We start from the raw sequence: 21,141 nt of genomic DNA, 5'->3' as shown, positions 1-21,141 counted from the left end.
TGGAGCCTATGCTTTTTATATTCCCTGCTTTCCTGCACAGCAGAGAAAAAAGGTCAAATGAAATCCGGTATCCGGAGCATCTGCGCTTTGCCGGCGCTACTTTCCGCCGTCTCGGAGGCCCTCTATATTTTCCTGTACGCTTTTAGCCGTATCCATCAGCTTTCCGGCTTTATTCATCAGCTCATCCATCCGGTCATTCCTGTATTCCTGCACCGTCATCCCGTCAGAAAGGATGCGGCTCCCCGGACGGCCGCCGGAAATCTTCACATAAAGATCGCCTACTACGCCGGAGCTGTCAATGGTGAACCGGGCATCCTCCGGAATCACCGTCTTCTCCTTAATATCCAGATCCAGGATTGCTTTCCCGTCCTTTACACGGATCCTGCGGACATTGCCCACATATACGCCGGCATAGAGCACCTGGGCCTTTTCCCTGATGCCCTGGGCATTGTCAAAAACCGCATGCACCTCGTAGGTATCCCGGTGCAGCCAGTGAAAAGGTTCAAGAAACAAGCCGGCCGTGCCGATAAAGAGCAGAAGGATAAAAACCGCAATCCCTATTTTCGTCTCCCGGCTCATTTCTACGCCTCCCGTCCGTTAAAGAGCATTCCTCCTACTTAATCAGCATAACCGGGCATTTCACATGATGAACCGTATAGTAGCTCACGCTGCCAAGGAACATGGAGGAGAAGGAATTCCGTCCGCTGCTGCCCATGATAATCAGATCCACTCCCTCATCTTCCGCAGTGAGAGCAATCATGACCTCCGGCGATCCCAGGAGAAGCTCCTGTTTCACCTTCACCCCTTCAGGCACCCTTTCCATCAGCCGAGCCAGCACGGCGGCGCCCTTTTCCTTCAGCGGGCTGGTATCATCATTCTTTTCATTGAAATGGACAGTGAAATCCGGAGAGCTCATGCTTTCCGAATGAGCCACATAAATCACACTCACATCGGCGTCGAACAGCTTGGCTATTTCCATGCCATAGTCAAAAGCCCGATCCGACATTTTCGAGTCATCCACCGGAATCAGGATCTTGTGTATTTCTCTATCGATCATAAAAACCCCTTCTTTCTGCAGCGGCATTGATTATCCGGCCGCTCAACCATTTCAGAAACAGGCTGTACTTACTTTACAATCAATACCGGGCATTTTGCATGGTGCACGGTGTAATGGCTTACACTGCCCATGACAAAGGAAGAAACAGAGCCCTTGCCGCTGTTGCCCATGATGATCATGTCAGCGCCCTCCGCTTCCGCCGTACGAATAATGGAAGAGCCGGGCACGCCGATGGTCACCAGTCGGTTCACCTTCACATCTGCCGGTGCATCCTTTGCATAAAGGGCCAGAATTTCCTCCCCCTTCTCCTTCACAGAAGCCGTGTCTGTTTCCACCAGGCTGACACGGTATACCGGATATATGAGGGTATCTGCATCCACGACATAGAGAAGAACAATTTCTGCTGCCGTTTTTCTGGCAAAAGCCACGGCATACGAAAAGGCTCTCTCCGAAGCATCGGAGCCGTCAATGGGAACGAGTATTTTTTTGATCTCCATAATAAGACCTCCTTTGGACAGACACTTTTCCATAATTTTCTGAAGAAGCACTGATGGATTCCATGTCCGATCCGGCATTCCCTGCAGGAAAAGCAGCCCGCTGCCCGGGAAGTCCGACCGTCCTTATGGAATACAAATCCTGCCATTCCTTCACTGCTTCATTTCCTTTATTATAGCAGATGTTGTCAGCTCCCGATATCTATAACCCGCTTCCTGCAGGTGCCTGATGATTTTCATGCCTGTCGATATGACCGCCAGTCTAAAAAGACTTGCTTTATCTGGCAAAATTGCATATAATTTCTTTTATGCAGTCATACCCAAAACATAAACTTATGCATTGAAAGGAATACCACTGTGATTGAAGCGATTTATAAAAGAAGAAGTATACGTCATTTCCTGCAGAAGCCTGTTCCCCAGGAAGATTTAGACCAGATCCTGGAAGCAGGCATGTGGGCCCCCTCCGAAAAGAATGCCCAGCCCTGGAAATTCATTGTTGTCCGCGGAGCAGAACGAAAGGCCATGGTGAAATGCCTGAAGGAAGGCATCATGAAAAACAGGAAGGGAGAAGACAATGCCCTTTTCGGCAAGAAATATGAAAAATTCATTCCTTCCGCCATTTACACCGCCCGGGTGCTGGAACAGGCGCCGGTCATCGTTTTCGTTCTGAACACCAAAGGCCTGAATTATCGGGAAACTCATCCCCGGGACCAGTACCTTATGGAGCTGGCCGACGTCCAGTCCATCAGCGCTGCCATCCAGAACATGTGCCTGGAAGCCGCTGACAGGAATATCGGAAGCCTCTGGACCTGCAATGTCTTCTTTGCTTATGATGAGCTGAAAGAATGGCTTCATGAAGACGGCGAAATGGTGGCTGCCATTGCCTTCGGCTATACCGATAAGGAAGTCCGTCCCCTGCCCAGAAAACCGCTGGAGCAGGTGGTGGAATACCGCGGCGACTATCCGGATGAATGGAAAGCCATGATCAGCGGAGAACAGTAAGCATCCCCTGCCGGGCACAGGCCCGGCAGTTTTTATATACCTACCTTTTCCGATGAAATAAAAAAACAGCGCCTGGAGCGCTGTTTTTTTATTATTTTTTAGAAAGCAGGAATCAGTCCGTCGCTGAAGTTGTCATTAATATATTTCTTTACAGCGTCGCTCTGGAAAATCTTGACAAATTTCTGATAGGTCGGATTATCCTTGTCCTGTTCACGGGCTGCAATAATGTTGACATAGGGAGATGTATTGTCTTCGGTAGCCAGTGCTTTCTTGGAGTCCAGTCCGGCAGACTTTGCATAGCCCGCATTGATGACCGCAATGGATACATCATCCAGGGAACGGGGCAGCTGGGCTGCTTCCAGTTCGATAATCTGCAGGTTCTTCGGATTTTCCGCAATATCTCCTACCACAGCCTTGGTCGGATCCGTGCCTTCCTTCAGCTTCAGCAGGCCCTGATGATCCAGAAGAAGCAGGGCACGGCCGCCGTTGGAGGGATCATTGGGGATGGATACCTTAGCGCCGTCCGGCACATCTTTGATATCCGTCAGTTTGCTGGAGTAAATGCGAAGAGGAGCCAGGTAGGTATTTCCAATGGAAACCAGCTTGGTGCCGTTCTTTTCATTAAAGGCTTCCAGGAACGGACCGTGCTGAAAAGAGTTGAGATCGATGTCTCCGGCAGCCAAGGCCTGGTCAGGAGTGACATAATCAGAGAAGGATTTCAGCGTCACCTTCAGTCCCTGTTTTTCTGCTTCCTTAGCCACAAATTCCATCACCTGCTCAGAATACCCCGGTGTAATGCCTACAGTGATTTCCTTCTTTTCCGCCGGAGCCTTGGCATCCTTCTTGTCGCTGCCGCCGCAGCCGGAAATAGCGCCGGCCACAGCCAGTGCTGCCAGGGAAAGTGCTAATGTTTTCTTCCAGTTCATAATAAAACCTCCTGATCCTGTCTTATAAAAATTCATACAGCAAAACAAAAATCCTCCATCCCGAAAGGGACGGAGGACCGTGTTACCACCCAATTTCACCGGTGAATCGCTTCACCGATCTCATAAGGTACGCCGGCTGCCGCCTTGATACCCTGTCTCTGTAACGGGAGCTCCCGGGCCGCCTCATCATTCAGCGCACCAGGCTCAGAGGCCATCTTCCATCAAACCTTCCGCACCCCTTTTCACCGGACGGGGCTCTCTTGGCCGGATTGTTTCATGTACTCTTCTCTTCACTGCCTTTATGAAGTTGCATTAACTATATCATTGAGAAATCCACAAGTCAAGAAAAATTTCCCGAAAGGTGCTTCTCTTTGCCAAAGTTCTGAAGAAATCCTCTGCTGCAGAGCAGTGGGCATTCCCGCAGCTTCCCATTACCAGTCGATCCAGGTGAGTGCTTTTTCCAGCTCATAGAAAGTCTTTCCGTCCCACAGGATGTCTTCGGTGAGATGGTCCAGCACATCTTCTGCATCTTCCGACTCATAGTAATACACCAGTTCCATAAATTCCTCAAAGGGCTCTTTGGAAAAACGGTATTTTTCCACACTGAGGCTGTAGGTATTCCTGCCGGGGTGAAACTTGAGCCCGGAAAAACGGTACACATAGCCCCGGTGCCGCACGGAAGCCTCTCCGTCGTTCATATAATCAATAAATTCGTCCGCGTCGCCGCCCTGCATATTTTCACTGCTCCTTCAACATAAGCAACATACTTTCATGATGGCTTTATTATACATGATGAAAGAAAGGGGTTCAAAGGAAACGTACGGCTCCGCCGCTCCTCTGTCTATTCTCCCATCAGTTCCTTTCTGAATGCCGCCACCTTCCTGATATCTTCCGGCGTGGTGCGGCAGCAGCCGCCGATCAGCCGGGCTCCGGCCTTCTGCCAGATTCTGACAAAATCCGCATATTCAGCAGAAGCGCCGTGCCAGGTCTTGCTTTCCGGGTCATACTGCTCTCCGGAATTGGGGTATACCACCACCGGCTTATCCGTGTACTTTCTGATTTCTGAAATAAGAGATTCCACATACTCCGGCGCCGTGCAGTTCACCCCTATGGCCCTGACCTGCGGAACGGCGTCCAGTGCTTTGGCGCAATCTCCGATATAGTCATCGCCGCAGGTGTGCAGTCCATCCCGGCAGGAGAAGGATACCCAGGCTTCAGCCCCTTCGATTTCCTTCAGCACATCCGTCTCCGCCAGCGCTTCTTCCAGACAGGGAATGGTTTCACAGGCAAAAATATCCGGACCCCCTCCTGCCAGGATATGCATGCGTTCCCGATGAAAATCAGCCAGTTCCGCTCTGGTTATGCCATAATGGCCCCGGTATTCGCTGCCGTCTGCCAGGTAGGCCCCATAAGGCCCTATGGAAGCAGCTGTCAGAGGCACCGGCCTGGTTTCCGCCTTCGCATGTTCCAGGTATTCATCTCTAGCTTCCTGTACCAGTCTCACCGAGCGGATCAGAAGTTCTTTCCCCTCTTCCCGGCTGAATCCCTTTTTCTCAAATCCTTCCAGCGTAGCCTGGTAGCTGGCGCTGGTGACGATATCACTTCCCGCTTCGTAATAGGACCGGTGAACCGCCTTGACCATATCCGGTTTCTGATACAGGGCAATGGCACTCCAGAGTTCATCGTTAATGGAAAAGCCCTGCCTTTCCAGTTCCGTGGAAAAGGCACCGTCCAGCACGATGAATGGATATTTTTTCAAGATTTCTTCTATCATAATGACTCCTTTACTCCGCGCCCTTCCGGCGCAGAAGGTTCCAACATTTGACAGGCTTTCGCCCCGAAGGTTTCCCGGCAGTTTGTCAGGTGTCAGCTCGGAAAAGCAGCCGGACACCGCCGCTGCCTCACTGTCTGACTATTTCCTCCGGCGGTTCCTTTCCAAACCATTTCCTGTAAATCTCTGTAAACTCCCCGGATTTCTTGATTTTGGAAAGGCCATCATCTATCTGGCCGAGAAGTTTTGTATTTCCTTTTTTGACAGCAATAGCCAGATTTTCTGTAGACAGAGCCACCGGCGCCGTTTTGACGGAGTGGTCTTCCGTCCTGGCGGTGTAGTATTCATTGGTGGGAATATCATTGATCACCGCATCCACGGCTCCCTGCTTCAAATCCAGGAAGGCATCGCTCAGTGTGCTGTAGGTTCTCACAGTAGCCCCTTCGATTTTGCGAGCCGCTTCCTCTCCGGTGGAGCCGATGGTAACGCCCAGAACCTTTCCTTTCAGGTCCTCTTTGGAACGGATGGATTCATTTTCGCTTCTCACCACCACCCCGAGACCGGCAATGTAGTAGGGCTTTGAAAAATCTACGGACTGCTTTCTGTCTTCCGTGACGGTAATATCATTAATGGCCACATCCAGATCTCCTGACTTCAGGGCAGGAATCAGGCCGTCAAAATTGACGTTCCGGATGTCTGCAGAAAGCCCTTCTTCCCTGGCGATGGCTTTGATGATATCCACGTCAAAACCTTCATAGGCTTTGGTATCCATATTCTGGAAACCGAAAGGAGGATAAGCTGCATCCATGCCTACCCGGAGCACTCCCGATTCCTGCTTCTGCTCTCCGCAGCCGGCCAGTCCTGCCGTGATACCAAGAAGCAGGGCCAGAAAAAGAAATAGTTTTTTCATATCAATTCTCCTATCTCTGCCGTTTATTCTTTCCCGTGCAGGGGATTATGCACATTGAAGGGCATCAGGTTATCCAGACTGTACGGCGTTTCCTGATACACGAAATTCAGCCAGTTATGATAGAAAAGATGGGCGTAGCTGCACCATACGAACCGGGGTTTTTCCTGGGGATCATCATAGGGATAGTAATTTTCCGGCAGGCGGATGGGCAGGCCCTTTTCCCGGTCTCTCTTGTATTCCCATTCCAGGGTGCGAAGGTCGTATTCAAAGTGGCCCAGCACGAAAATGCGGCGGGATTCCTTATCGGAAATAATATTGATGCCGTTTTCCTCAGAGCGGGAAAGCACCGTAAGCTCCGGCACCGAATCCACTTTTCTGTCATCAATGGAGGTGTGGCGGGACTGGGGAATAAAGTAGCGGTCATCAAAACCCCGAAGCAGCGGATGGTAGGCCAGGGTGAGGTTGTACTGGTAAATGCCGAACAGCTTCCGCGGAAGGATCCGCTTTTCCACACCGTAATCCCGGTACAGGCCTGCCTGGGCCGCCCAGCAGAAATGGAGGGTGGAGAATACATGGGTGTCAGCCCAGTTGAAATACTGCAGCATTTCCGGCCAGTAGTCCACTTCCTCATAGGGGATTTTTTCCACCGGCGCCCCGGTAATAATAAAACCGTCGTATTTTCTGTCCTTAATGTCCTCAAAGGTCAGGTAATTTTCATCCAGATAGGATTTATCCGTATGGGTGGTTTCCCTGGATGCAATCCGGGCAAAGTCCACATCCAGCTGCAGCGGTGTATCCCCCAGAAGGCGGAGAAGCTGCACTTCCGTCGGTTTCTTGATGGGCATGAGATTCAGGATGAGAATCTTCAATGGACGGATATCCTGGGTTCGCGCCCGTTCCTCCCCGATGGTCACAATGCCTTCCTTTTTCAGTTCTGTAATGGCGTCAAGTCCATCTGCAATTTTAATCGGCAAAATAATGAACCTCCTTACGGCAGCACCGATGCGGTGCAATAAAAAAATCCCGTCCCTTTTCGGGACGAGATACTCGTGTTACCACCCAATTTCGCTTTTCCGTCACCGGAAAAGCCTCTGCAGGTACGCCGGACATGCCTTGATACCCTGTCTCTGTAACGGGAGACTCCCGGACTGCTTCACCATTCGGCAGATCAAGCTCAGAGGCCATCTTCTCCATGCGATCCTGCGCTCCTTCCCACCAAGCGGAGCTCTCTTTGCCATTCCTGCACGGGTACTCTTCTCTTCCCTGCTTCTTTGAAATTATAGCTATTTTAAACTGAACTTCCCCAAAAGTCAATAGTTTCCTGTATGATACCGGGGCGTTTTACTCTCCGGAGGCAGCTCCTGTGAAATTGTGAAGAAAATAATAGTATACCTCTTTTCACAAGTTCCTTTCAGGGGCCTTATTCCTGTGTATTCTTATATTGATTTTTGTCATTCCACTGGATACGGACAGATCCTTTCCTTTTATTTTCCGCCGTATTCTCCATTTTTCGTGATTTTTTAACGTGAAATCATATGTTGACCCTTTGTTTACAGAATCTTTTCTCTATTTTTTCTCTCTGCCCGGCAGACTGTGAAAAGCCTATTCACAGATATTCCCCCTGTGGATAACTGAATTTCTCCTGAAATCCCCACATAGAGGGCTATTCATTTTCCCTTTTTCTACTCTCTACCCTTTTTATTCACAATGATTCACATATTTTTGTGTATATCTCCAGTAGACAGTTCTCTTTTCCCTGCTTTATGTCTATATTCTTCATTCTCATTTCAAAGTTATGAACAAGTTGTGAATAACTCTGTGAAAAGGTTGAGTTTTCAGAAGGAGAAGAACAAGTATACCTTATTCCCTTTTCCCTCCATCCCATGCAAAAAGGACTGCGGCATGCCGCAGTCCTTTTCATGCACGGGAATCTTTATTTACTTTCTTCAATCGGATAATCCTGCAGGGCATCGTAGCCTTCTTCGCCGGTACGGATCTTCACTGCATTATCCACAGTGGTAACAAAGACCTTGCCGTCGCCGTACTTGCCGGTATACAGGGCTTTCTTGGCCACTTCAATCACTGTTCTGGGGGAGATCTTGGATACGACGATATCCACACGCACCTTAGGCAGAAGTTTGGCAGAAACGGCAGCGCCGCGGTACATCTGGGTCTGTCCCTTTTCCAGACCGAACCCGAGGGCTTTGGTGACAGTCATGCCGGTAATGCCGATGGCTTCCATGGAAGCTTTCAGAATTTCAAACCGCTTGTCCGAAGTAATAATGGTGACACAGTAGAGACGGTGTCCGTCTGCCGGCGGTTCTTTCGGTACCACCGTTTCCGGTACTTCCTTGTCCATGGGGATTTCTACTGCATTGGCCGGAGCCTTGCCGGCTTCTATCTTTTCCTCTGCTGTTTCCGGAACCATCATGAAATCGGCATAAGCGGAAGCCAGACCGTGTTCCTCGAAGTCCAGGCCGTTGATTTCTTCTTCTCTGCTGACGCGGAGACCGATGGTGGCACGGATGAGGCGGAATACAATATTAATGGCAATGAATACATAAAGAGCTACAACCACTACACCCAGGATCTGGATGAAGAGATAATGAGGATCTCCCGTATAGAGAAGACCGTCTGATTCGGAGAAGAAACCGGTGAGGATGGTGCCCAGTGCGCCGCATCCGCCGTGAGCTGCTACAGCGCCTACGGGATCATCGATTTTCATTTTCTGGTCAATGAATTCAACAGCATAGACAATGAATACGCCGGCGATAAGGCCGATGAAGAAGGATCCGGGTACCGTTACGGTATCGCATCCGGCGGTAATGGCAACGAGGCCGGCCAGGCCGCCGTTCAGTGTCATGGAAACATCAGGTTTGCCGTATTTCACCCAGGTAACGATCATGGTGGTGCAGGCAGCTACTGCTGCAGCCAGGTTGGTGGTAATCATGATATGGCCTGCAGATTCGATGACTTCATCACCGGTCATGGAAACCGTGGAGCCGCCGTTGAATCCGAACCAGCCCATCCACAGGATGAACATGCCCAGGCAGGCCAGGGTAATGCTGTGGCCCGGAATGGCATTTACGCTGCCGTCCTTATTGTACTTGCCGATTCTTGGTCCCAGGAGCCATGCTCCTACCAGGGCACATACACCGCCTACCAGATGAACGCAGGTGGAGCCGGCGAAATCATGGAAGCCCAGCTGGGAGAGCCAGCCGCCGCCCCAGATCCAGTGTCCGGAAATAGGATAAATCAGAAGAGAAATCACTACGGAATAGATGCAGTAGGCGGAAAACTTGGTCCGTTCTGCCATAGCCCCGGAAACGATGGTAGCCGAGGTCGCACAGAATACCGTCTGGAAGAAGAGGTATGTCATGGGTGTATAGCCTGCATCATCAGGCACCTGGAAATGGGTGACAAAGAGGTCCGGCGTGCCGATGATGCCGCCGATGTCCGTACCAAACATGAGACCAAAGCCCAGAAACCAGAATACCACGGTGCCCAGAGCAAAATCCATGAAATTCTTCATGACGATATTGCCCGCATTCTTTGCACGGGTCAGTCCTGTTTCCACCATGGCGAACCCGGGCTGCATAAAGTAAACCAGGATAGCGCCTAAAAGCACCCAGATGGTATCCACCGAAGAATACCGGCCTTCCGTATCTGCAGCCATAACCACGGTCGGCATGGTCAGGGCAGCCAGAAGCAGAGGCCACTTTCGTACAACCGCTTCCATTTTTTTCATAAAACCCACTCCCTCTCCTGAACAAAAGAGGTCTGATGGAATCACCGGCTTTCCTTCCAATGACAAAGGCGCCCGGAAAATTCCCGGGCGCCTTTGTCCAAAAGAAAAAGCCTGATATGAATACTCCTATCAGACATCTTTGTCAAAAAATATGTAGTTTTGGCCTCTCGGCCCTATGTATGTTAATAGGATACAATAGCATTTACGAAACGTCAAGGGGGAAAATGAAAAAAGGCCGCACAGCGGCCTTTAACAGAAAGATACCATTTTTGCCTTCCGGCGCAGTGCAGAAAATCATTACTGCTTTTTGGCTCTCTTTTCCCGGGCAATGAGGATCGGATCTCCGCCAAGACCCCAGTTTTCCAGAGGCACTTCATCAATGACCACCACCGTGGTGGCAGGATTCTTATGGAGTACGTCAGCCAGCAGGCTGGTAACGCCGCTGATCAGCCGGGCCTTCTGTTCCGGTGTAACATTTCCTTCTCTGGTAATTTTGATGTTGACGTAAGGCATGATAAACCTCCTTCATGTGAAAACCATGGATAAGCCCCTTCGTCTCCGGAGCTGTTACCTTCATTTTACAAAACCGGCCGGGCGCTGCCAACCTCCTTCTGCATTTTCCCTGTAAAAGGTCTGAAGGCAGGAAGCAGGCGGAAAAAATTTCTTTTATCCTTCCACCATTGCCAGCAGGCGGGCCATCACTTCCTCCAGGCTGCCCCGGTTTTCCAGGGTCCTGTCCGCTGCTCTGCGGTAAAGGCTGATTCTTTCCTTATACAGTGTAAACACCTGATCCGGCCCATTCTTCAGAAGCGGCCGTTTTTCCACTTCCACATCGGTAATGATGTCTTCCGCCTTCCGGTCAATGAAAATGATCAGTCCTTTTTTATGAAGCCTCTGGATATTGATATCCCGCTTCACAACGCCTCCGCCAGTGGCGATGATGATTCCTTCCTGCTGGGACAGTTCCCGGATGGTTCGTTCCTCCGCATCCCGGAAGACCGTCTCGCTTTCCGCAAAAAGGCTGGGGATGGTTCTCTTTTCCCTCTGTTCCAGATAAACATCGGCATCTATAAAAGGGCGGTGCAGTGCATGGGCCAGCGCCTGGCCGAAGGTGGTTTTCCCGCAGCCCGGCATGCCGATGAGAACAATATTTTTCGTCATATCATTTCCTCCACAATCGCCGCCGTCACCGATTCGGGAATTTTCCTGCCCAGCCAGATTTCTTCCGCCGCCATGGCCTGCATGACAAGCATGTACATGCCGTTGGAGCGGCTGCTTGTTTCCGCATCCTGCAGAAGCTTCGTCTCCGCCGGATTATAGATAATATCCACAACCTTGGGGAAAGAGGCGGCCACAGCGGCAGGAACAGGAGAGACGCCTGTACGGGGATACATGCCTACCGGCGTGGCATTAACCAGAAGATAATTATCCTCTTTCCCTTGCAGACTGTCATAGCCTTCGATTTTCACATTTCTTTTCTCCGCAAAGGAAAGAAAATCCGGATCCACCTTTTCCGGATGGCGGCTGATGACATGAATTTCTTTCGCCCTTTCATCAAAAAGGCACTGGATAATGGCCCGGGAAGCGCCGCCATGCCCCAGAACCACCGCATCCTTCCCTTCCACCTGGCAGTGGATGCGCGAAAGGGTGCGGGCAAATCCTGTATAGTCCGTATTCAGTCCCAGAAGTTTCCCGTTCTTATGGGCGATGGTGTTCACTGCGCCTATGGTCTCCGCTTCTTTGGACAATTCATCCAGGAAAGGGATGACATCCACCTTGTAGGGAATGGTCACGTTCAGCCCGTCATAGGAAGAAAGCAGGGAGGGCAGATCTGTCCGGAAGGAAGCTTTCGGAATTTCAATCAGTTCATAGGTGGAGGCAATGCCCAGTTTTTTAAATAATTTCTCATGAATCACGGGAGACAGGCTGTGTCCCAGCACTTCTCCCAAAAGGCCCAGTTTCATGGTCGGCTCCTTTCTATTGCGATGGACCGCTGCATGGAGCAGGAGGTACGGAAGAGAAGGCCCCTGGCAAATAGAGCTTTCTCCTCAGATTTTCTTTACGCCCTGCAGGCAGGATAGTTTCCCAGAATTTTGAAATAGGTACACATGGATTTCAGTCCCCTGAGTGTCTGGGCATTGGAGGGATCCTCCAGGCGGCCCATGACATCAATATGGAAGAAGTATTCAAAAGGCCTTCCTTCCATGGGGCGGGATTCCAGGTGGGTCATGTTCATGCCGCCGTAGAAGAAATAGCCCAGCACATGGTAAAGAGCGCCAGGTTCATGGCGCACGGAAATCACAAGGGTGATTTTATCCGCCTCCGGCTTGATTTCCATTTTCGGCCCGATAATAAAGAATCGGGTGTAGTTGCTGGCATTGAAGAAAATATTTTCTGCCAGCACCGTAAGTCCATACAGCCGTGCCGCTGTCCTGCTGGCCACGGCGGCCTGGTTTTTCTTTCCATCCTGGGCGACTTTTTCCGCACTTCGGGAAGTGGAAAAATAGGGCTTCAATGTCCAGTTCCTATGCTTGTTGAAGAAGGGACGGCACTGGGCAAATCCCTGGGGATGGGAGAAAACCGTGTCAATATCTTCCAGTTTCGCTCCCGGAAGGCCCAGCAGGTTGTGCTCGATTTTGACCACCTGCTCTCCCACCACGGCACAGCCGTAGCGCTGGATGAGGTCATACACCTCCGTAATGCCGCCGGTGGAAGAATTTTCAATGGGCACTACGCCGTAATCGATGTCTCCCTCCTGCACCGCTTTCAGCACATCTTCGAAAAGGGGAAAATAGGATTCCTCCCTTTTCCTTTCGCCAAACTGTTTTTCCATGGCTTCATAGGTATAGGAACCTTTGGCGCCGTAGCATCCAACCCGAAGTATTTTATCTGACATGGGAATTCCTCCTGTCTGTAAGGAGCAGATCCAGAATCACCAGAGCCGCTGCATTTTCAATCACCGGGATGGCCCGGGGAATAATGCAGGGATCATGGCGTCCGCCGATGGAAAGTTCTGTATCTTCCTTCTTTGCAATATCAATGGTTTTCTGCCGTTTCCCGATGGAAGCGGTGGGCTTTACCGCCAGCCGGAAAAGGACGGGGCTTCCGCTGGAAATGCCTCCCAGCACGCCGCCGTTATGATTGGTGAGGGAAACAGGCTTTTCCCCGGCATAATGGAGGCTGTCATTGGCCTCTGAGCCGAAAAGGGAAGCAAACCCGAATCCGCTCCCGAACTCAATGCCTTTCACCGCAGGCACGGAGAACATCATATGAGACATTTCGCTTTCCAGGGAATCAAAGAAAGGATCTCCCAGCCCCATAGGAAGGCCGCAGATCATGCATTCCACCATGCCTCCCACAGAGTCCCCCTCCTTCTGTGCAGCCAGGATGGCTTCTTCCATGGCCTTTCCTTTCTCCTCGTCAATCACAGGAAGCTTTTTCCTATCCAGACGGTCAAAGAGCGCCTTCTCCTCTCCCAGGGGATGGAAAGGGCAGTCCCGGATGCCGTGGACATCTGCCGCATGGGCTCCAATGTAAATGCCTTCCTTTTCCAGCACCTGCCGGGCAATGGCTCCGGCAAATGTCAGCGGCGCCGTAATGCGTCCGGAAAAGTGGCCGCCGCCCCGATAGTCATTAAATCCGCCGTATTTGACAAAGCCTGTATAATCGGCATGGCCCGGACGCATATGGTCTTTCAGAATATCATAGTCCCCGGAATGCTGGTTTGTATTCCGGATTTCCATAGCCAGAGGTGTTCCTGTCGTATGGTCCCGGAAATAGCCGGAAAGGATTTCAATCTGGTCCTTTTCCTTTCGGGGCGTAGCCAGGTTTGAACTTCCCGGCGCCCGGCGGGCCATTTCCCGCCTCACTTCGTCCCAGTCTATGGAAATGCCGGGAGGCAGCCCGTCAATCACTGCTCCAATGGCAGTGCCGTGGGATTCCCCGAAAATTGTTACTTTCAGTGTTTCTCCAAATGTATTGCTCATGGTCTTCTCCTGTTATAATGGTGAGCCGGTGAAGCGCACCTGACGGCGCAGGTGATGTAAAAAACTGCCAGCTTCGCGGCGGCTGCCGCAAAGCGGAGCTGCGCTTACTTCTTTTGAAGCTGTCAGGCGCCCTCCGCTACCGCTTTTCTGCCGTCCTTCCGCCCACTTTCCGGAAATCCTCCCAGAAGCGGGGATAGGATTTCTTTACGCTTTCTGCGCCTTCGATGGTCAGAGGCCCCGTGAGGCGGGGTGTAATGGAGGCCAGGGCCATGGCGATGCGGTGGTCATTCCAGGAGGAAACGGTACCGCCGGAAAGAGACGGCTTCCCGCAGATGACCAGACCCTCCGGCTTTTCTTCCACTTCCGCTCCCAGACGGGAAAGCTCCACTGCCATGGCATGGAGGCGGTCGCATTCTTTAAGGCGCACCCTTCCGGCGTGGATAATTTCCGTTTTACCTTCGCTCACAGCCGCCAGAGCCGCCAGGGCAGGCACCAGGTCCGGTATATTTTCCGCATCCACCACCGTGCCGTGGAGGCTGCCGGTCTGCGCCTCTATCCCCTTTTCTGTCTTCCTGATCACGCCTCCCATATCCTTCAGAATAGAAAGGATGGCCTTGTCTCCCTGCAAGGAACTGTCAGACAGGCCGGTAAGAGTAATATGACCGCCGGAAAGAGCGGCCGTCAGCCAGAAAGCCGCCTGGGAATAGTCTCCCTCCACCGCAAAGGAGCCGTTTTGATAGTGCTGTCCTCCCGGTATTTCATAGAGACCCGCTTCTTTTTCCAGAATCCTGATACCATGGCGGGCCAGCGTATCCAGTGTCATATCCACATAGCTTTTGGACTCAAGCGGGGTAGTACTCTTCAGGAGAGAGTCTCCCTTTACCAGCGGCAGGGCAAAGAGAAGCCCCGTAAAGAACTGGGAGCTCACATTGCCTGGCAGCTCATACACGCCGCCGGAAAGGGTTCCCTCCACTTCCAGAGGCAGGCCGCCTTTCGTCCGGAAGGCAATTTTTTTCTGCTCAAACAAACGGTAGTAGGGGGTGAGCGGCCGTTCGGACAGCCGTCCATGTCCTCTGTATATGACATGGCTGCCGGAAACCAGTCCCAGCGGAATCAGAAAGCGGAGGGTTGAGCCCGATTCCCCGGCGTCTGCAGAAAGGATGCCTTCCTGCTTTTTGAGGCCCCCTTTGATGGAAAGGGTCAAGCCCTCTCTGCCCTCCTGTTTTTCGATGGAAGCTCCCAGCAGGGAAAGAATGCGCACAGTGGCTTCAATATCTTCCGACCAGGTCACGCCGGTCACTTCTGTCTTCCCTTCTGCCAGAGCGGCGGCAATGATTTCCCTGTGGGTCATGCTCTTGGAAGAGGGGACCCGGATGGTGCCTGCCAAAGGCGCAGGCGCAATGGTCATCTGCATGGCATCCTCCTCAGCCTGTCACAATATACCGGGAAAGTTCATCTGTAGGAACGGTCACAAGCTCGCAGGCTCCGATTTTCTTCAGCACTACCAGAGTGATTTCCTTTCCTCTTCTCTTCTTGTCATGCATGGCCAGTGGAATCAGTTCCTCTGCCGGTACGCCGATAGATGTGGGCAGGGACAGTTTACGAAGCACCCGGATCAGGCGGTCGGCGGTTCCTTTTTCCGTAAGTCCCAACTTTTCTGTCTGCTCCGTAAGAAGGCTCATGCCTATGGCTACGCCTTCCCCGTGGGTAAAGGTGGAATAGTGGAAATACCGTTCTATTGCATGACCGATGGTATGTCCGAAGTTGAGAATCTGACGTTTCCCCGTATCAAATTCATCTTCCTCCACGACGCGGGTTTTCTGCAGCACACTGTGAAGGATGATTTCCTCCATATGATCCTCCAGGTCTTTTTCCGTTTTCAGGGACTCAAAGATTTCAAAAAGCTCCGCGTCACCGATGCATCCGTATTTCACCGCTTCCGCCAGTCCGTCATGCACATAGCGGGCAGGCAGTGTCTGTAAAAGATCCGGATCGATGAATACGCCCTTTGGCTGGTAGAAGGCGCCGGCCAGATTTTTCCCGCTGGGAAGATCCACTGCCACCTTCCCGCCTACAGAGCTGTCGATCTGGGCCAGAATGGTAGTCGGTATCTGGAAGAAGGGAATCCCCCTCATGTAGGTGGCTGCCGCAAAGCCGCCGAGATCCCCCGGCACGCCGCCGGAAAGGGTAACCACCGCATCGCTTCTGGACATGCCGAATTCCGACATGGCATCGTACACATCGGACAGGACCTTCAGGTTCTTGCTGGCCTCTCCCGCAGGAATGGCGATAATCCGCGTCTCAAATCTCTCGGCCTCCAGGGCATGACTGAGCCTTTCCCCATAGAGCGGTGCCACGTGATCGTCGGTAATGACTGCGATTTTATCCGCTTTCGTAAGGGCTCGGATTTTTCCGCCCACCCGGTCAAGAAGTCCTCTTTCTATTTCAATGGTATAGGAATCCTTTCCCAGATCCACATTAACAGCTGCCATGATGCATCATTTCCCTTCTTCTTCTTCCCGCCTCTTTCAGAAAAGCGGTCATATCTTCCTCGCTGCCCTCTGCTATGGCCTGCCGGATCTGCTGCAGGGAACCGCTGAAGCGGTCGATTTCTTCCAGCAGTTTCTCCCGGTTGGCCAGGAACAGGGATGTCCAGAGCTTTTCATTAATATCTGCCACCCTCGTCTCATCCTTGAAGGAACCTCCGATAAAGTACTTCGTCTTTTCCGAGTAGGAGGCGCTGTTCATCAGAGACGTAGCCAGCACATGGGGCAGATCGCTGGTGTAGGCAATTGCCCGGTCATGTTCCTCGGCTGTCACCACCGGTACATGGGCACAGCCAAGCTCCAGGGCCATGCCTTTGATCAGTTCCAGGTGTTCCCTGCTGTTCCAGGGTTCCGGAATGAGCACGTAATTGGCACCGTCGAATATGGCACCGTCTGCCTGCAGGAGGCCCGCCCCTTCTCTTCCGCACATGGGATGGCCGGACACAAAGTCCATTCCTTCCGGCAGGAGCGAAGATACCTCTTTGGCAAATCCGTTCTTCACGCCGGCAATATCCGTCAGCACCGCCTTTTCATTCAGCAGGGAGATGTGCTCCCGGATAAAAGAAAGCGTCCCCTTCTCCGGCGTGCAGAAAATCACGATTTCCGCTTTCTTCAGTTCGCCGGGGTCTATGGTGTCTACCATTCCCAGAGCCAAAGCCTTTTCCGCCACGCTCTTCGTTCGGTTCAGGCCGATGACCGGATGGCCCAGCTCCTTCAGTCTTTTGGCAAAGGAGCCTCCCATAAGGCCCAGTCCGATAACCGCTATGGGAATCTTTCTAAAGTCACTGTTCATGTTGGTTTCCTTTATATGTAAATTGAATCGATGATATGTATGTGCAAAAAGGCAGAGCCCCGGGGAGCCCTGCCTTCTGCGCATTCCGAAACGGCATGCAGGGCTTCCGCCGTCAGAGCTCTCTTCCCACAATGGGTGCCAGCTGTTTCAGCCGTCCCATGAGGTCATCAAAAGTCTCCGGCGTAATGGATTCCGCTCCATCGCACCATGCATGTTCCGGATCATTATGAACTTCACACATAATACCATCGGCACCGGCCGCAATAGCAGCCATAGCCATGGCCGGCACCATTTCCCTGTGACCGGTGGCGTGGCTGGGATCTACGATAACCGGCAGATGGCTCTTTTCCTTAACCACTTCCACCGCCGACAGATCCAGTGTATTTCTGGTAGCCTTTTCAAAGGTGCGGATGCCCCGTTCGCAGAGAATTACATTGTGATTGCCTTCGGACATAATGTATTCCGCACTCATGAGCCATTCCTCAATGGTAGCTGACATACCCCGCTTCAGCAGTACCGGTACATTCAGACGGCCTACCGCCTTCAGCAGGTCAAAATTCTGCATATTCCTGGCACCGATCTGGATGATATCTACGCCTTTTTCCAGGAACATGCCGATCTTATCAGCGCTCATGAGTTCAGTCACCACCGGCATGTCCTCTTTCCGGGCAGCAGAAATCAGCATATCCAGCCCTTTTTCTCCCAGTCCCTGGAAGGAATAGGGAGATGTTCTCGGTTTGAAAGCCCCGCCGCGGAGAACCGCTGCACCGGAAGCTTTGACTGCCTTGGCAATGCCGCCAATCTGCTCCGGCGTTTCGATGGAGCAGGGACCTGCCATGACCACCAGCTTCTTCCCGCCGATTTTGACGCCTTTCACATCCACCACGGTATCTGCCGGGTGAAAAGCACGGCTGGCCCGTTTATAAGGCTCCTGCACCCGCATGACCTTGTCCACCCAGGGATTACTGAGGAAATCCCGTTCATCCAGTCCGGACGTATCTCCCACCAGGCCAAGGACTACCTTGCTGGAACCTTTGCTGCGGTCTACCTGGAATCCGCGGTCCCTCATTTCCTGTTCCAGGGATTCAATAGCGGTAAGCGGTGCATTCTGTTTCATTACAATAATCATGATGTTTCCTCCTGTGCCCTTTCAGGGCTCCTTCAATGCTACGGGACAATCGCCCCACTCCTTCTAACTTCCATCCTACTATCCTTCAAAAAGAAAAGGACAGGCTCCCATGAGTCTGTCCTTTCATTTCGAAAACTGCTTTATCTGAAAAGGGCACGAGACTCATGGCAGGCGCAGCAAAAATAACCGAAGCCATAATAATAGCCCCAGCCAAAGACGCCATATGCCATTTCTTTATTCATGGAATCAAGTCTCATCGTGCCCTCTCCTTTCGTTAGAAGTTAGTTTAGTATAGGCTCACGGGGCCGATTTTGTCAAGAGGCCGCTTTGCGGCTGCCGCCGGTATCTCACAGGTACGGCGATACATCCTTTCTTCCCAGGAGAAAGGCAGGCAGGAGACCTGCGGCGGTACCTATCAGGGTAACTGCAGGAATCATGAGAAATCCTCTCCAGTCCGGTGAAGTCGTCATGGTAATGGCGGCGGCCCCTGATACCATACGGGCTGCCAGAAGACTGGCTCCATAACCCATAAGCCAGCCGCAGGAGCTTCCGAACAGGAGCAGGAGCCCCTGTTCTGCCAGAAGGAACTGACGGATTTTTCCTTTTCCTGCCCCCAGGGCTTCCAGCAGGGCCAGTTCCCCTATCCGGGAAAGGCCGCTCCAGTACATGACCAGAAGGGTAATCAGAAGAGACATGGCCAGAAGAGCGGTGACAAAGATTTCCCAGAAATGCTTTGTCTGCCCTACCATAGCATAGAGGGAAATGACAGACTGGGAGGGGAAAACCATCTGCACATCCCTGTTCTTCTGGTAGGAAGCCAGAAGCTCCATGGCCTCCTTATAGCCTTTGGGCACAACCAGAAGAGCGGTGACCTCCCGACGGGCTTCTTCGTTTTCCCCATGGGCTTCCCATACGTCTTTCATATCAATAAAAATGGCCGTATCGTAGGGACCTCCCACAGGCTTCAGAATGCCTGTCACCCGGAAAGGATGATTGTGGGCATGTCCCTTGGAAGAACTGCCATGGATAGACTGGAAGGTATCTCCTATTTTAAGTCCGGTCAGACGGGCTGTCTCGCTGCCGATGACTGCTTCCCCTTCTTCCTGGAAAGCCTGCCCTTCCCCTATTTCCAGCCAGGGTGCCTTATTTTTTACAGGCCGGTAGCTGAAAAGAGACGGATCCGTGCCGGCGATGCGAAAGCCCCGGTAATTATCGCCAAAGGCCAGGGGATAGACTGCCTGTGTCCTGCCGCTTTCCTCCAGCTTCTCCATTTCTCCGTAGGGAATATTTCCTATAGGCCGATCCCGTAAAAAGACAGTATTCAGCACCAGCTGGTAGGCGGAACCCCTGGCTCCGGCCAGGATGGGGAAAGGGCTTACCGCCCGGTTAATGCCGCCGTAAAGTCCGCCGGCCGTCTGCAGGATAAACACAGGCAGCGCCGCCGTAACGGCAATGAGAAGAAAAAGAAGAAACTGCCGGAGAGGGCGCCGGAAAAGAGAAAGAAATGCCAGCCTGATCATAGAAATGCTCCTTTCTGCACATCATAGCGGACAGGAAACCGGTCCATCACCCGTTTATCATGGGTAGCACAGAGAAGGAAACAGCCCGCTTCTTTCTGATAGTCCAGCATCATATCCATCAGCCGCATTCCGTTTTCTTCATCCAGGGCTGCGGTAGGCTCATCTGCCAGAAGCAGGGAAGGCTTTCGAATCACCGCACGAAGGAAAGAGACCCGCTGCTGCTGTCCGCCGGAAAGCCAGTCTCCCTTTCTGTCCTCCAGCCCTTCCAGCCCCACACGGGAAAGAAGATCGCTGATTTCCCGGTCCTCCGGCCTTCTGCCTGCCAGGGATGCGGAAAGAAGGATATTCTCCTTCACTGTGAGAAAAGAAAGAAGAAGGGGCTTCTGAAACACATATCCCACCTTCGCCGCACGGAAGCCGCACCGCTGCGCAGGAGACAGGTCGGACAGATGTACATCCCCTATCCGTATATCCCCGCAGGAAGGAGTCAGCAGTCCGGAAAGGCAGTGGAGAAAGGTGGTCTTTCCGCTTCCCGACGGACCGGTAATCACAGCCATGCCTCCCTCTTTTAATGAAAAGGAAGGGACGGAAAGAGCGCGGAGTTTCTTCCCGTCTCCGTCAGGGAAATCACAGATCAGGTTCTGGATGGTTATCATAGATCTCTCCTTTGATTTTTGAATCCTGTCATCCACAGGGGACAGAGGGCATATCCGGCAGGTGAAGTCTGCGGCGTCCCGGGTCCCATGAGGCAGCAGGATTTCATAAGCAAAAAAAGCACCTGTTACAGTGCTTTCTTTATTCAAACGAGGTTCCGGCCGGAGAAATCAGCTGTCTATGGAATCCGCATGGATTCGAAGCTGGCTCACAAATCCGGTTTCTTCGTCGGTCTCACTGCCTATCTCCAGAGTGCCTGTAACGGTAATGGGGGTATCATATGGGAGTGCTGTTATGGGATCGTCAATTTTAACGACAATGATGTTATCAGGCCAGTCTGCGTCACTGGAACAGAAGGGGCAGACGGACATAGGAACTTCAGTGAGCACGAAGAAATGTATGGTCGGCGTCAGCGGCGGTGCCATATAACCTGACACGGTCACCGTGCCGCCTTCAAGGCTCCTTGTCTTGTCCGAAAATGTCAGGCCGTCGGCGGAGTAGGCGGAATAAATTTCGTCAAAGGATAACTCTTCCGCTTCCGCCGCCGAAGCTGACAGGAACAGGGCTGCAGCCATAAAGGAAATCAAAAGAATGCGTTTCATAAG

22 protein-coding genes are annotated in these 21,141 nt (G+C 52.1%); 1 reads left to right on the top strand and 21 read right to left on the bottom strand.

What is annotated here, in order from left to right:
- Nucleotides 1-96: 96 nt before the first annotated feature.
- From ACI4N7_RS07130 to ACI4N7_RS07120, 3 genes are all read right to left on the bottom strand, one after another.
- Nucleotides 97-579, bottom strand: coding sequence for an MlaD family protein (locus ACI4N7_RS07130; RefSeq protein WP_439732661.1), 483 nt, complete (start codon nucleotides 577-579; stop codon nucleotides 97-99).
- A gap of 34 nt (nucleotides 580-613) precedes the next feature.
- Nucleotides 614-1,057, bottom strand: coding sequence for a universal stress protein (locus ACI4N7_RS07125; protein WP_439732660.1), 444 nt, complete (start codon nucleotides 1,055-1,057; stop codon nucleotides 614-616).
- 68 nt (nucleotides 1,058-1,125) lie between these two features.
- Nucleotides 1,126-1,554 (bottom strand): universal stress protein, encoded by a 429-nt coding sequence (locus ACI4N7_RS07120; protein WP_439732659.1) that lies wholly within the window; start codon nucleotides 1,552-1,554, stop codon nucleotides 1,126-1,128.
- A 354-nt stretch (nucleotides 1,555-1,908) separates the two neighbouring features.
- Between ACI4N7_RS07120 and ACI4N7_RS07115 the strand changes: the two genes are divergently transcribed.
- Nucleotides 1,909-2,553 (top strand): nitroreductase family protein, encoded by a 645-nt coding sequence (locus ACI4N7_RS07115; protein WP_439732658.1) that lies wholly within the window; start codon nucleotides 1,909-1,911, stop codon nucleotides 2,551-2,553.
- A 98-nt stretch (nucleotides 2,554-2,651) separates the two neighbouring features.
- Here the strand turns inward: ACI4N7_RS07115 and ACI4N7_RS07110 are convergent, their stop codons facing one another.
- The 18 genes from ACI4N7_RS07110 to ACI4N7_RS07025 form a co-directional block, all read right to left on the bottom strand.
- On the bottom strand, nucleotides 2,652-3,479 hold the full coding sequence (locus tag ACI4N7_RS07110) for a MetQ/NlpA family ABC transporter substrate-binding protein (protein ID WP_439732657.1): 828 nt from the start codon (nucleotides 3,477-3,479) through the stop codon (nucleotides 2,652-2,654).
- A gap of 431 nt (nucleotides 3,480-3,910) precedes the next feature.
- On the bottom strand, nucleotides 3,911-4,213 hold the full coding sequence (locus tag ACI4N7_RS07105) for a hypothetical protein (RefSeq protein ID WP_439732656.1): 303 nt from the start codon (nucleotides 4,211-4,213) through the stop codon (nucleotides 3,911-3,913).
- A gap of 107 nt (nucleotides 4,214-4,320) precedes the next feature.
- The gene (gene mmuM / locus ACI4N7_RS07100) at nucleotides 4,321-5,253 is read right to left on the bottom strand and encodes a homocysteine S-methyltransferase (RefSeq protein ID WP_439732655.1); all 933 of its coding nucleotides are present in this window, start codon (nucleotides 5,251-5,253) and stop codon (nucleotides 4,321-4,323) included.
- Between the two features lie 127 nt (nucleotides 5,254-5,380).
- Nucleotides 5,381-6,160, bottom strand: a complete 780-nt coding sequence (locus tag ACI4N7_RS07095; RefSeq protein WP_439732654.1) for a basic amino acid ABC transporter substrate-binding protein — start codon at nucleotides 6,158-6,160, stop codon at nucleotides 5,381-5,383.
- Between the two features lie 23 nt (nucleotides 6,161-6,183).
- Nucleotides 6,184-7,134, bottom strand: a complete 951-nt coding sequence (locus ACI4N7_RS07090) for a homoserine O-succinyltransferase (RefSeq protein WP_439732653.1) — start codon at nucleotides 7,132-7,134, stop codon at nucleotides 6,184-6,186.
- 959 nt (nucleotides 7,135-8,093) lie between these two features.
- Nucleotides 8,094-9,908: an ammonium transporter gene (locus tag ACI4N7_RS07085; protein WP_439732652.1), complete on the bottom strand. Its 1,815-nt coding sequence runs from the start codon at nucleotides 9,906-9,908 to the stop codon at nucleotides 8,094-8,096.
- Between the two features lie 297 nt (nucleotides 9,909-10,205).
- A complete protein-coding gene (locus ACI4N7_RS07080) occupies nucleotides 10,206-10,421 on the bottom strand; it encodes a tautomerase family protein (protein WP_439732651.1) in 216 nt (71 codons plus the stop codon).
- Nucleotides 10,422-10,574: 153 nt separating this feature from the next.
- Entirely contained in the window at nucleotides 10,575-11,069 is a 495-nt protein-coding gene (locus ACI4N7_RS07075; RefSeq protein ID WP_439732650.1) for a shikimate kinase, read from the bottom strand.
- Nucleotides 11,066-11,872, bottom strand: a complete 807-nt coding sequence (locus tag ACI4N7_RS07070; protein ID WP_439732649.1) for a shikimate dehydrogenase family protein — start codon at nucleotides 11,870-11,872, stop codon at nucleotides 11,066-11,068. The genes ACI4N7_RS07075 and ACI4N7_RS07070 overlap by 4 nt, the downstream gene beginning before the upstream one ends.
- 95 nt (nucleotides 11,873-11,967) lie before the next feature.
- Entirely contained in the window at nucleotides 11,968-12,804 is an 837-nt protein-coding gene (pheA, locus tag ACI4N7_RS07065; protein WP_439732648.1) for a prephenate dehydratase, read from the bottom strand.
- Nucleotides 12,794-13,894, bottom strand: a complete 1,101-nt coding sequence (aroC, locus tag ACI4N7_RS07060) for a chorismate synthase (protein ID WP_439732647.1) — start codon at nucleotides 13,892-13,894, stop codon at nucleotides 12,794-12,796. Before aroC ends, pheA begins: the two co-directional genes overlap by 11 nt.
- A gap of 136 nt (nucleotides 13,895-14,030) precedes the next feature.
- The gene (gene aroA, locus ACI4N7_RS07055) at nucleotides 14,031-15,308 is read right to left on the bottom strand and encodes a 3-phosphoshikimate 1-carboxyvinyltransferase (RefSeq protein WP_439732646.1); all 1,278 of its coding nucleotides are present in this window, start codon (nucleotides 15,306-15,308) and stop codon (nucleotides 14,031-14,033) included.
- Between the two features lie 10 nt (nucleotides 15,309-15,318).
- Nucleotides 15,319-16,386 carry a 3-dehydroquinate synthase gene (gene aroB, locus ACI4N7_RS07050; RefSeq protein WP_439732645.1) on the bottom strand — a complete coding sequence of 356 codons (1,068 nt, stop codon included), beginning with the start codon at nucleotides 16,384-16,386 and terminating at the stop codon, nucleotides 15,319-15,321.
- Nucleotides 16,373-17,233, bottom strand: coding sequence for a prephenate dehydrogenase (locus ACI4N7_RS07045; RefSeq protein ID WP_439732644.1), 861 nt, complete (start codon nucleotides 17,231-17,233; stop codon nucleotides 16,373-16,375). Before ACI4N7_RS07045 ends, aroB begins: the two co-directional genes overlap by 14 nt.
- Before the next feature lie 112 nt (nucleotides 17,234-17,345).
- Complete coding sequence (gene aroF / locus ACI4N7_RS07040; protein WP_439732643.1) at nucleotides 17,346-18,362, bottom strand: 3-deoxy-7-phosphoheptulonate synthase; 1,017 nt, start codon at nucleotides 18,360-18,362, stop codon at nucleotides 17,346-17,348.
- Between the two features lie 347 nt (nucleotides 18,363-18,709).
- Nucleotides 18,710-19,882 carry an ABC transporter permease gene (locus tag ACI4N7_RS07035; protein WP_439732642.1) on the bottom strand — a complete coding sequence of 391 codons (1,173 nt, stop codon included), beginning with the start codon at nucleotides 19,880-19,882 and terminating at the stop codon, nucleotides 18,710-18,712.
- Complete coding sequence (locus tag ACI4N7_RS07030) at nucleotides 19,879-20,538, bottom strand: ABC transporter ATP-binding protein (RefSeq protein WP_439732641.1); 660 nt, start codon at nucleotides 20,536-20,538, stop codon at nucleotides 19,879-19,881. The genes ACI4N7_RS07035 and ACI4N7_RS07030 overlap by 4 nt, the downstream gene beginning before the upstream one ends.
- Nucleotides 20,539-20,706: 168 nt before the next feature.
- Nucleotides 20,707-21,138, bottom strand: a complete 432-nt coding sequence (locus tag ACI4N7_RS07025; RefSeq protein WP_439732640.1) for a hypothetical protein — start codon at nucleotides 21,136-21,138, stop codon at nucleotides 20,707-20,709.
- Nucleotides 21,139-21,141 lie beyond the last annotated feature (3 nt).

This window comes from Dialister sp. (assembly GCF_051885895.1).
In the GTDB taxonomy this organism is placed as follows: Bacteria; Bacillota; Negativicutes; order Veillonellales; family Dialisteraceae; genus Dialister.
This window is presented reverse-complemented; position numbering and strand designations above follow the sequence as displayed.